10 protein-coding genes, 1 tRNA gene and 1 pseudogene are annotated in these 11,031 nt (G+C 63.6%); 4 read left to right on the top strand and 8 right to left on the bottom strand.

Translation table 11 applies throughout. The features are described 5' to 3' along the window. The coding region (locus tag T281_RS18605; RefSeq protein ID WP_199502336.1) for a transposase at nucleotides 1-191 on the bottom strand (191 nt) is incomplete at its 3' end. A 232-nt stretch (nucleotides 192-423) separates the two neighbouring features. Between T281_RS18605 and T281_RS03170 the strand changes: the two genes are divergently transcribed. Further along, nucleotides 424-828 carry a zinc ribbon domain-containing protein gene (locus tag T281_RS03170; RefSeq protein WP_276324615.1) on the top strand — a complete coding sequence of 135 codons (405 nt, stop codon included), beginning with the start codon at nucleotides 424-426 and terminating at the stop codon, nucleotides 826-828. A 223-nt stretch (nucleotides 829-1,051) separates the two neighbouring features. Here T281_RS03170 and T281_RS03165 read toward each other — a convergent pair. The 3 genes from T281_RS03165 to T281_RS03155 all read right to left on the bottom strand — a co-directional run bounded on the left by T281_RS03165 (nucleotide 1,052) and on the right by T281_RS03155 (nucleotide 2,652). Further along, nucleotides 1,052-1,128, bottom strand: a tRNA-Met gene (locus T281_RS03165). Nucleotides 1,129-1,370: 242 nt separating this feature from the next. Further along, entirely contained in the window at nucleotides 1,371-1,721 is a 351-nt protein-coding gene (locus tag T281_RS03160; protein WP_013420224.1) for a lipid-A-disaccharide synthase N-terminal domain-containing protein, read from the bottom strand. Nucleotides 1,722-1,860: 139 nt separating this feature from the next. After that, nucleotides 1,861-2,652 (bottom strand): glycosyltransferase family 2 protein, encoded by a 792-nt coding sequence (locus tag T281_RS03155; protein ID WP_037234067.1) that lies wholly within the window; start codon nucleotides 2,650-2,652, stop codon nucleotides 1,861-1,863. Between the two features lie 183 nt (nucleotides 2,653-2,835). On the opposite strand from T281_RS03155, the gene T281_RS03150 reads away from it, so the two are divergent. Together T281_RS03150 and T281_RS03145 are read left to right on the top strand one after the other, a co-directional pair. Continuing rightward, nucleotides 2,836-3,603, top strand: coding sequence for a flagellar hook protein FlgE (locus tag T281_RS03150; RefSeq protein WP_037234002.1), 768 nt, complete (start codon nucleotides 2,836-2,838; stop codon nucleotides 3,601-3,603). Between the two features lie 69 nt (nucleotides 3,604-3,672). Then, complete coding sequence (locus tag T281_RS03145) at nucleotides 3,673-5,427, top strand: glucan ABC transporter ATP-binding protein/ permease (RefSeq protein WP_245269139.1); 1,755 nt, start codon at nucleotides 3,673-3,675, stop codon at nucleotides 5,425-5,427. A 32-nt stretch (nucleotides 5,428-5,459) separates the two neighbouring features. Here T281_RS03145 and T281_RS03140 read toward each other — a convergent pair whose 3' ends face one another. From T281_RS03140 to T281_RS03130, 3 genes are read right to left on the bottom strand one after another with little or no spacing between them, the layout of a single operon-like run. Then, on the bottom strand, nucleotides 5,460-6,080 hold the full coding sequence (locus tag T281_RS03140) for a Smr/MutS family protein (RefSeq protein WP_037233996.1): 621 nt from the start codon (nucleotides 6,078-6,080) through the stop codon (nucleotides 5,460-5,462). Nucleotides 6,081-6,106: 26 nt separating this feature from the next. Next, on the bottom strand, nucleotides 6,107-7,150 hold the full coding sequence (gene mltA, locus T281_RS03135) for a murein transglycosylase A (RefSeq protein WP_052036966.1): 1,044 nt from the start codon (nucleotides 7,148-7,150) through the stop codon (nucleotides 6,107-6,109). After that, nucleotides 7,147-7,848: a Tim44/TimA family putative adaptor protein gene (locus tag T281_RS03130; RefSeq protein WP_052036965.1), complete on the bottom strand. Its 702-nt coding sequence runs from the start codon at nucleotides 7,846-7,848 to the stop codon at nucleotides 7,147-7,149. The genes mltA and T281_RS03130 overlap by 4 nt, the downstream gene beginning before the upstream one ends. A gap of 203 nt (nucleotides 7,849-8,051) precedes the next feature. On the opposite strand from T281_RS03130, the gene T281_RS17375 reads away from it, so the two are divergent. Then, nucleotides 8,052-8,585, top strand: a complete 534-nt coding sequence (locus T281_RS17375) for an FxsA family protein (protein ID WP_052036964.1) — start codon at nucleotides 8,052-8,054, stop codon at nucleotides 8,583-8,585. Nucleotides 8,586-8,657: 72 nt separating this feature from the next. Here T281_RS17375 and glyS read toward each other — a convergent pair. After that, nucleotides 8,658-10,984: pseudogene (glyS, locus tag T281_RS03115) on the bottom strand (glycine--tRNA ligase subunit beta). Nucleotides 10,985-11,031 lie beyond the last annotated feature (47 nt).

The raw sequence follows: 11,031 nt of genomic DNA, 5'->3' as shown, positions 1-11,031 counted from the left end.
TAGGGGAGCGAAATCTGACTCAACCGGAAGATGGCGGTTGCCGCGATGAGTATGGCGGAAAAGAAGGTATGGGCGCATCGGTCGTATCGGGTTGCGACGCGGCGCCAGTCTTTCAGTTTCGCGAACAGGCTTTCGATCCTGTGTCTCTCCGGCAGAGCGCTCTGTCGTAAAGGTGAGGCCGCTTGCGGCAACGCGAGGACGGAATGCAGGGCTCGCTATTCGAGCGCCTGCAACGCGACCAGTCAATCGAAGATCAGTTTCGGCTGGGCCGCGATTCCGCAATACCACGGCGAGCTTATCTAGAACAAGCAACGCTATCTCAAAGCCCCTGAAACCGGCAGGCGCGCTCCTCGGATCAATCCGACCGAAGAATGGAAGTATACGGACGTTCCGGAGCTTCGGATCGTCTATGAAAAGCTATGGGTGAAGGTTCAGACGCGCCTCGGTTCAACCGCTCGCGGCGGGAAGGGCTTCGCCCGAAAGCATAGGCTCTTGTCGGGCCTTACCAAATGCGGGAAGTGCGGGGGAGGAATGGCGATCTCCGGATCGACCGACGGAAGAGTGCGCATAAGTTGCGTTCGCGCCAGAGACGCCGGCGTCTGCGATCACAAGCGGTCCTACTACCTCGATAGGGTCGAGGCTGTCGTCGCCGAAGCGTTCGTGGCCGTCCTGTCGCAGAAGGACGTTATGCAGAAAGCGATCGGCACTGCGATCAAGAAAAGGCGGGAGGATATTTCGGGAGAGGCGAAGGCGTACTCGCGCGCCGAAGGCGGAATGGGAAAAAGCGAAGGCCCGGCTTGCAACAATCGGGCGGCCAGCGGCTGTTGATCTTCATACCGAGGCGGTCGCGGGCTATAACCGCACTATGGACAATCTCGCGGTGCTTCTTCGAGCATCACGCGCAGGGAAAGCACAGCGTTCCGCAATGCGGCTCGCGCGATCATCTCGGTCATCATCGTCCATCCGACCGAACCGGCTGCGGCTACGCCGATGCGCGTCGAGATCGAGGGAACGCTGTCGAATTTGTTGGGAGAAAGCGTAGTAGAGGTGGTGGTTGCGGGGGCAGGATTTGAACCTGCGGCCTTCAGGTTATGAGCCTGACGAGCTACCGGGCTGCTCCACCCCGCGTCACAAAGTTGACATAGGCCGTTCGGCCGGAAACCGCAACACATACCTTCATGTTTCGGCGAAAAAAGTGGCGGCGCGGTTCCTGATCCGCACAGCGACGCCCGTGCCTCGGAATCGGCGAGGCGCGCAAAAATCCTCCCGCCCGCATCCGTCATGGACGCGGTTACATGGCACCGAAGCTTTATGCGCAAAATTCTTGGCTCTGGCCGCATACCGACGTCGGTCGGGAGCGGTCGCGGAGGCTATTCCGCCGCGCGAAGACCTGCGGGAGCGTTCGCGGCGGCCCGCTCGGAGCGCTTGTGCGCCCAGATGAGGTAGATGTTGCGCGCGTAGATGAAAAGGCCCGCAAGCTGCCCGAGCATGATCACCGGATCGGCGCGGTGAACGGCGTAGACGAACAGCATCAGGCCGCCCGCAAAGCTGAAATACCAGAAGGTTTCCGGCACGATGCTGCGCTTCACGCGCTCGCTCGCGATCCATTGCAAAACGAAGCGCATGAAAAACATGGACTGCGCCGCGAAGCCAAAGATGACCCAAGCCATCTCCACTTCCGAAACCTGCGCCCACCACTGGCTGAACTTTGCAAGGTCCATGCGATCCCCGTACTCGGCTTAAGGCTACGCCTGCTGGCCCGACTTGCCGGACCGGCCGAAACGTGCCTCAATATCCCGCCCGCAAAGAAGCGGACACGTCTTATTCATGCGAACCTGCGCCCGCTTCGCTCGAAACGCTTCAATGCGTCTGCCGCGAGGCAACCGTAGCCACACGACGAACCGGAGCGGCTTCCCTCAGCCGCGCCACGCCGAGCGTATCCTCAATGATTTCCGGCACCCGCGTGCGTCGCCTCAGCCACACAATGCCGATCATGTCGTAGATGCCGAGCAGCGCGCGGTTGAAGTTCGTGTATTTCGATTGCCCCGCGATGCGCGGACGGTCGTTCACCGGGACGTACTCCACCTTGTGGCTGTACATCTGGAACAGCGCGGGCATGAAGCGGTGCATGCTCGTGAAGAACGGCAGCCGCAAATACGCCTCGCGCCAGAAAACCTTGATGCCGCAACCCGAGTCCGGGCATTGATCCTTGAGGATCGCAGCGCGCGCGCGGTTGCCGAGGAGGCTCGCGATGCGCCGTGAGCCGACCGCCTTGCGCTTCACGCGCACGCCGCCCACCAGCGCCGGGCCACCCTTGCCGGGCGTGCCGAGGCTCTTCAGGAGGTTCGGCAGGTCGGCCGGATCGTTCTGACCGTCTCCGTCCATCGTAGCGATCAGGGGGCATTGCGCAGCGAGAACGCCCGTGCGGATCGCGGCGCTTTGGCCGGACCGCGCGCGGTGGCGGATGTAGCGCACGCGCGGATCGCGCGCGGCGAGCGCCTTGATTTCCGCGCCGGTCCCATCGGTGCTGCCGTCGTCAATCACGATCACCTCGCCGAGAACCTCAGGCGCGATGGCGCGCAGCGTTTCCTCGACGAGACGGCCGATATTTCCTTCTTCGTTCAGCGCTGGGATCACCACCGCAACAGTCATGACCGCCACCTTCGCAAGCTCGCTTCCGCGGAGCCCATTTCGATTTCCTTAACCGCTCATAGCAGGCTTTTTCGTGGCCGCACAACCAGTGTGGACAAGCCGTTCACGCGATTCACCCTTTGGTGACGGGTTCATGTGACAGTCAAGACAGCGTAGACGTTCCGAATCCGGCGGCTGGTTGACATGTTTGAGCGCAGCGCAAGGCACCATGCGTATACCGCAACGCTTGCCCTCGGCGCGGATGGCGGCATTGTGACGACGCTTGCCGAACCGATCGTCGGCTGGCCGGCCGGAAATCTCGACGGCGCGCCACAGCCTCTCGTCCTTCCACCGAATTATCTCGATCCGCTCGCGACAAGCGCTATCGCCTACAGCTGCAATCTGCCGCTAACGCGTGGAGCCGTGCCGACGCCCGTGCTCAGCGCCCAGTTTCCCGACCGCATCGACAGCGGCAGCGAAGCCGAGTTTCTGGCCGCCTCGTTCCCCGCTGGCAACACCGCCGTCATCGGCGCGAAAGGTGAGCGGATCACCCTGCGCCTGCGGTGGGTGTGCGTCTCGGCGGACTCGGGAATCGGCGCGGTGTGGCGTTGCTTCGTCCGCCTCGGCGGTCATGGCGCGCAAAACGCATGGCATGCCGTCGATCACGACTACATTTTCGAGGCCAAGGGCGGCGGGGCGCTGAACGCACCCGAAGAGATTTCGCTCCCGGTGCGGACGCCGGATGGCCGTAGGCTGCGGCTTGTGCATCCCTTCGGCGCGCTGACCTGCTTCGCCTGCGAGGCGGGGCGCGTCAAGGTGACCAAGCTCACGCCGGATGGCTGGGCAAAACGCGATGTGGCCCGCCTGTCGCTTCTTGCCGACGACCGCGTCGTGGCCATATTCTCCGACGGGATGCAAAAGACCGTCGGCATCGCCGCCCCGCATGCGAAGCGGACAGCGCGGGCCGCATAGTTTCTCGTCAGCGACGCAAGTGCCTCATTTTTCAACCCACAGATCCGATCGGGCCGGCGCATCATGAAGATGGCCAGGATATACATTCGCGCTCTCGGCATGCTCACTTCCGAGCGCTGGCTTGCCATGGCGCTGGTTGCAGCGGGCGCGGCCATCGCCATCGTGCAACTCGCGGAACCGATCCTGTTCGGCCGCGTGGTCGATGCCCTGTCGAAGGGCGATCAGGCGTTCCCGATCATCGCGATCTGGGCCGCGCTCGGGCTTTTCAACATCATCGCGAGCGTCGCACTATCGATCATGGCGGACCGCCTCGCACACAGGCAACGGCTCGCGGCAATGGGCGCGGCGTTCGAGCGCGCGATCAACCTGCCGGTCAGCTATCACGCACAGCACGGAACCGGGCGGCTCGTCCGCATCATCCTCGCGGGGACGGACCAGCTTTTCGCGCTGTGGCTTTCGTTCCTGCGCGAGCACCTGACCGCCATCATCAGCATCATCCTGCTGATCCCCGTTGCCATCTCCATCGACACGCGGCTTGCGGCGCTGCTTGCCGCGCTCGCGGTGCTGTATTTCCTCGCCAACACCGTCATCATCAAGCGGACGCAGGGCGGACAGGAGAACGTCGAAGCCTATCATCAGGATGTCTTCGGCCGCGTCGGCGACGTCATCGGCAACGTGACCGTGGTGCAGAGCTATACACGCCTCGTGGACGAGACGAGCGCGCTCCGCAACCTCATGGCCGACCTCCTGCGCGCGCAATATCCCGTGCTGACCTGGTGGGCGATGCTCACCGTGCTGACGCGTGGCGCGGCGACGATCACTATGGTCGCTGTGTTCGCCATCGGCTCTATCCTCGCGCAGCGCGGCGAAGTGACGGTGGGCGAGATCGTGGCTTTCGTCGGCTTCGCGGGTTTGCTCATCTCCAAGCTAGACCAGCTTTCGAGCTTCGTGGCGCGCATCTTCATGCAGGCGCCGACGCTGCAAAACTTCTTCGACCTGCTAGACACCAGCGGCATGACCATCGAGAAGACGGGCGCGGTGCCGCTCGAAAACGTGAGGGGCCGCGTCAGCTTCGATCATGTCACCTACCGCTTCCCGGCCAGCGATCAGGGCGTATTCGCGCTGGATTTCGACGCCGCGCCGGGGCAGACTTTTGCGCTTGTAGGCCCGACCGGCTCTGGCAAGACGACCACGCTCGCGCTGCTCCAGCGGCTGCGCGACCCGCAGGAAGGTCGCATCCTCATCGACGGCGTCGACATCCGCGACGTGACGCTGAACTCGCTGCGCCAGTCCATCGCCGTGGTGTTTCAGGATGCGGGGCTGTTCAATCGCTCGATCGCAGAAAACATCCGCGTGGGCCGCCCCGGAGCGACCGACGAGGAGGTGGAAGAAGCGGCGCGGCTCGCGGAAGCGCACGACTTCATCCTCGCCAAGCCCGGCGGCTACGGCTTCGTCATAGGCGAACGCGGCTCGGCTCTGTCGGGTGGCGAACGTCAACGCATCGCCATCGCGCGCGCGATCTTGAAGAACGCGCCGATTCTGATCCTCGACGAGGCGACGAGCGCGCTCGACAACGAGACCGAACTGAAAATCAAGCGCGCGCTCGACCGCGTGCGGCGCGGGCGCACGACGTTTCTCATCGCGCACCGGCTCTCGACAGTTGCAAGCGCAGACAAGATCCTCGTGCTCGAAAAGGGGCGGATCGTGGAAATGGGCACGTTCGCCGCGTTGGCCGAAGCGGGCGGCATCTTCGAGCGGCTCGTGAAGGCCGGCGACTTCAAGGAAGACCAGCCCGACGCCCCGGCCGCCCGCGCCGCGGAGTGAGCCCGGCGCTTCGGCTGCGTAATAATGCAAACTCAGCCCGGCTTGCCGCGCCTGCGGATCGTCACATAAAGCGCGCCGCTGCCGCCGTGATGGTGCGCGGACTCGGTGAAGCTCACCACATGCACCCGGAACTCCGGCTCGGACAGCCAGTGCGGAACAAGCCGTCTCAAAACGCCGCGATTTTCGGTGGTCCAGAAGTCGCGGCTGTCGGAGTCGGCGCGGCCACCTTTGCCCGTGATAATCAGCACGTGGCGGTGCCCCTCCACCCGACAACGGGCGAGGAACGCGCGAAGGGTCGCGTAGGCATCGTGCTGGCGCAGGCCGTGCAGGTCGATCCGGGCGTCGATTTCGCGGCGGCCGCGCGCGATCTTCCGGACGATGCGGTGATCGAAAGGCTGGTGCGGCGGCGGAGTCGGGCGCATCGCAGCGGGCACGGCGCCGGGGCTCGCAACAGTCGGCTCCGCGCGCGTCGGCGCGGCGTCGAGGGGCTTGGCCCTGGTCGTGAGCGGTGGCGCGGGGGTGGCCCCATCGCCTTCATGCGGCGCAGGCGTGTCCGGTTGCGGGCGCGCAAGAGGCTCGTCATTGCGGGTCACGCGGACCCACAACTCGATCTCCTCTTTCGAGAGGAGGCGCTTCTTTCGGCGGCCTTCCATCCCTTTTCCCACTTCAGTCGCGCTACCTAGCATCTTGGTTGAAGAACGATAAAATCGCATGAATGGCGCACTGCGCCAGCACTTTCGCCCGCTGCGTCGCCCGTTCCCGCGAAGATGTCGCCGCGCTGTGGCCCTTTGATCGCCGACCCGGTGTCCTGAGCGACGGTAAGCCGCTGGAACCGTTTTCTCTGAAACGTGAGGTCCGGAGCCGAAACCCATAGCAGAGTACCCGCCGGATGAAAGGCCGGGTCTGTCGCAAGGCTCCTTCCGGGGTACAGATCCACTCCCGACGAACCGCGCGGCGCGGCGGCGGAAGCGTCGAGTTCGCGAAAAAAGATATAGGAGCGATTTTCGGCGAGAACAGCCTCGCGACCCGGCTCCGCGCGCAGCCACGCCTTCATGCCTTCGAGATGGGCATCCCCGACGCTGAGCTTCCCATGCGCGATCAGCCATTGCGAAATGGATGTGTACGGATGGCCGTTCTTGCCGTCGAAGGTCAGACGCACACGCGTGCCATCCTCTAGCTTGACGACGCCCGAACCCTGCACATGCATGATGAAAGCGTCCACCGCATCCGCGAGATAGAGAAGCGCGCGCCCGCGATCTTCGAGCGCACCCGCCTCGATTTCGCCGCGCGTGAAATACGGCTCGAAACCTGCGGCCATGGCACGCGCGGCACTCAAGCCATGCGCAGCGAGCGGATGTTCGGTCGGAAGCAGCGAAAGATCGCTCGGCCGCCGGTAGACCGGAACCGGGAACGCGGCGGAACGCATGCGCGACCCTTCAAGCACCGGCTCGAAATAGGATGTGAGAAGACCCTGTTCGGCGTTCACGCGGCAAGGTCTGAAATGCGCCTCGAAGAAGAGGCGCGCCGCCGGATCGCATACAGGTCGCGGAAGATGCGGCGCGAGCGCGGCGGAACGGAGATAGCAGGCCAGCGCGTCCGCATGATTATCGTCGCGCCAGCCGGGGATTGCGTCGAAGTCCATCGGCTCCAGCGAGAGCACGGCGGGCGAAGCGCCGCCATGCTGCCAGCGCCAGAGCGCGGCGTCCCGAGCTTCGGCGGTCACGCCGCGTCGGTTGCGACGAGCTGCCAGTTCGGGTTCGGCGAAGACACGTCGCGTGAGAAGGTCCAGATATCGGTGACCTGGCGCACGGCCTTGTCGTCGCCGTCAACCACTTCGCCGTGCTTGTCGCGCGTGGCGGTCACGAGATCGCTCACAAACCGCACCTTAACCTGCGCGACGCGACCCAAAAGCTGGGCCTCGACGATTTCGCTCGACGATATGCCGACGAAGTGAAACTCCACCGTCTCGCCGCTCGCCTCGCGGTCGTTGATCACCACGTTGAAACTATCGAACACCTCCGGCGCGAGGAGGTGGCGCAGCGTTTCGCGGTCCCCCTTCGCATAGGCCGTGATGATGGATTCATAGGCGATCTTCGCTCCATTGACGAACGATGCCGTGTCGAAAGATGGATCGGCCGTGGCTATCTGGCGCAGGGGCGCACGCACCGCACTATCCTCGGGAACATTGGCGAGCCGCTCGTCAACGCTGGGGCCTGCCGACGGAGCGCCGCCCGGTCTCGGCTCCGCCCTCGGAAGCGGAACGACGTTGTCCCGTGTGGACGCCGCATCGCGCGCATAATTACCAAGCCGTGTTTCTTCATCGCCGGTTCTGCGGCCGAGTACGCTCCGCAACCGCAGAAAGATGGCCACCGCAACCGCTAAAAGCAAAATATTGGTGAGGTCGAAAATGTCGCTCGTCAAACCGCCGCTCCTGACCCCCGTCGGGCCCGATGTTGTGTGACTTCCTGCGCGTGATATAAGAGCTTCGAGGCCCGCTGGCTATAGCCGCGCGCCCTTTGACGCAAGCGTTGCCGAATTCTTTGCATCCTTCTCCGCAAATCGATCTTCGCTCCCATATTAGGGAGTGCGAATTTTCAATCCAACCCCTAGGACCGAGCGTCTCGATGCCCTTCGTCATTCTCTTTCTCATGATTTCGTGGCCGGTGCTGGAGGTGGCCTCCATCATCCAGGTAAGCCGCTGGATTGGCGGCATCCCCACGTTCCTGCTGTTGGCGGCGGGTGTGGCGGTCGGCGCGTTCCTCGTGAAGTCGCAAAGCCGCTTGGTCGGCGTTCGCGTCATGGAAGCGATGCGGTCCGGCGGGTCGCCCGAAAAGACCCTTCTCGACAGCGGGACGACATCGCTCGCGGGCATCCTGTTCATGATCCCCGGCTTCGTGTCTGACGCGGTGGCGATCCTGCTGCTGCTCCCGGTGGTGCGCGGCTTTCTGTGGCGCGGCGCATCTTACGGCATGCGAGCGCGCGGCGGGAAGTGGCAGGCGCGGACTCAGCAGGGTGCGCGGCCCGAGCCCCAAGGGGACGCGCAAGGCCCGGTGCGCAGCGAAACGGTGATCGACGTCGAGTTTACCGAGGTGCCGCGCGGCGAAGGCAAGGGCGGGTCGAGCGCGAAGCGCACGGATTCGCCCTGGAACAAGGGATAGGTGCGGCGCTGGCGAAAGGACCGTCGCCGGGCGATGAATGTTGAGGCCGAGGCATCCCCGGCCGCTTTTCTTTTATCCCTCGATCTTCGAGAAATCCGCGATGTCGAGCGTCAGCGCGCGGATCTGCGCCAGCAGCGTCAGCCGGTTCTCGCGGATGTCGGACGCGGCGGCGTTCACCGTCACCTTGTCGAAGAAGGCGTCCACCGGCGCGCGGAGCTTCGCCAGCGCCGCCATCGCCGCCTCGAAATCCTCGGTCGCGAGCGCGGCGCGGACATCCTTGCCGACGGCCTTCACCGCCGAGGCGAGCGTCTTTTCTTCCTTGTCCTTCAGCAGTTTCGCCGCCGGTTCGCCATCGAACGCGCGCGCGTCCTTCTTTTCCTCGATGCGCAGGATGTTCAGCGCGCGACGCACCAGCGCGAGCAGGCTCTTGCCGTCATCGGTTTCGAGGAAGCGGCCCAGCGCCTCAACGCGGCGAACGACCATGAGCAGATCGTCCTGCCCCGGCAGCGCGAACACCGCGTGAACTGAGAAATAGCAGGCTCTAAAACCTTAGCAGCGGACATATACCTTTCGTGGAAACCATCAGGGTCAAGATCATCGAGATGATCTTCCTTGTATCCCGGGACTAGGAAATCCGTATAATTTAGGTAAAGATCCAGCCAAGCTGGCATCTTTTCGTTTCCGGAACGCTCGGTATAGCCCTGAGGTTCTTCAACGTCTTTGAAAAGGCCCTCTGCAAGCTTTAGGTACTTCTTTGACCTCAGCGAGCCGTATAATTCGAAAGTATCGATAAATCCTTCCATCAACTGGTCGGCCCTAACGACATTATCGACGATCTCATCGTACGTACAGCGAGGGGGAACCAAATATGAATGGAGCGCCTTGGACAATAACCTATTCAAATCAAGCTCACTCGCTGACCGCTCCAGCACAATGCGAATAACCCCGAGCGCGGCGCGGCGCAGCGCGAACGGGTCTTTCGAGCCGGTCGGCTTCTCGTCGATGGCCCAGAAGCCCACGAGCATGTCGAGCTTGTCGGCGAGCGCGACCGCCACGGAAACCGGGTTCGTCGGCACGGCGTCGGACGGCCCCTGCGGCTTGTAATGCTCCGCGATGGCGTCGGCGACTGCGGGCTTTTCGCCCTGCGCGAGCGCGATGTAGCGGCCGATGATGCCCTGAAGCTCGGGGAACTCGCCCACCGTCTCTGACATGAGATCGGCCTTGGCGAGATGCGCCGCGCGCTCGGCATCGTCCGGGTTCGCGCCTACGATGGGCGCAAGCTCGCGCGCGAGCGCCTTGATGCGCTCCACCCGCTCAAGTTGAGTGCCGAGCTTTTCGTGGAACGTCACCTGACCGAGCAGCGCCGTCATCCCTTCGAGCGGGCGCTTGCGGTCGTTCTCCCAGAAGAATTTCGCGTCGGACAGGCGCGCGCGGATCACGCGCTCGTTGCCCGCGACGATGGCTTTGCCGCCGTCCACAGCTTCGAGGTTGGAAACGAGAATGAAGCGGTTCGCCAGTTTCCCGGTTTTCGCCGAGCGCAACGAGAAGCACTTCTGATGCGCCTTCATGGACGTCATCAGGATTTCCTCCGGCACATCGAGGAAGCTTTCCTCGAATTGGCCGGAAAGGACCACGGGCCACTCGACGAGCCCCGCATTCTCAGCAAGCAGCCCGTGGTCTTCAACAAGAGCGAGCCCGGCATCCGAGGCGGCGGTGTGCGCGCCCTCAAGGATGGCCTTCGCCCGGTGTTCTCCTGCGACCACAACCTTAGCGTGCATCAATGCATCTGCATAGTCTGAAATACGGGCGACTTTCACAACCTTTGGTTGAGTGGCATTTTCGCCACTCAGGAAGCGATGTCCGTATGTGATGTCGCCGCTCTTGATGCCGTCCACCTCGAATGCGACCGGCTTGTCATCGAAAAGACACAGGATCGAATGCAGCGGCCTGATCCAGCGCAGCCGCCCGTTGCCCCAGCGCATCGACTTCGGCCACGGAAACTTGCGGATGATCTCAGGCACGGCCTCCGCGATGATGTCGGCGGCGGCGCGGCCCGGCTTTTCGCTCCGCGCGAGGTAGTAATCGCCCTTCGGGTCTTTCACCACCTGCGCTTCATCGATGCTGTTAAGCCCCGCCGCCTTGACGAAGCCCTCCAGCGCCTTGGCTGGTGCGCTCGTGCGCGGCCCCTTGCGCTCCTCGACCGTCGCGGCCGAATGCTCGGGCACGTCGTCCGCGATGAACACGATGCGCCGCGGCCCGGACAATGTGCGCGTTGCGCCGACGGTCAGGCCGCCCTTCGTGAGCGCCTCGGTTACGAGCTTTGCGAGATCGTCCGCGCCGCGCCCCTGAAGGCGGGCCGGAATTTCCTCGGAGAACAGTTCCAGCAGAAGGTTCGGCATGGCGTTGGCTTTCGTTCAGAGCGCTTTCAGGAAAAGTGTATGCGGTT

The organism is Rhodomicrobium udaipurense JA643, from assembly GCF_000636015.1.
Classification (GTDB): Bacteria; Pseudomonadota; Alphaproteobacteria; order Rhizobiales; family Rhodomicrobiaceae; genus Rhodomicrobium; species Rhodomicrobium udaipurense.
The sequence above is the reverse complement of the archived record's forward strand: the minus strand, read 5'-3'. Positions and strand labels throughout refer to the sequence as shown.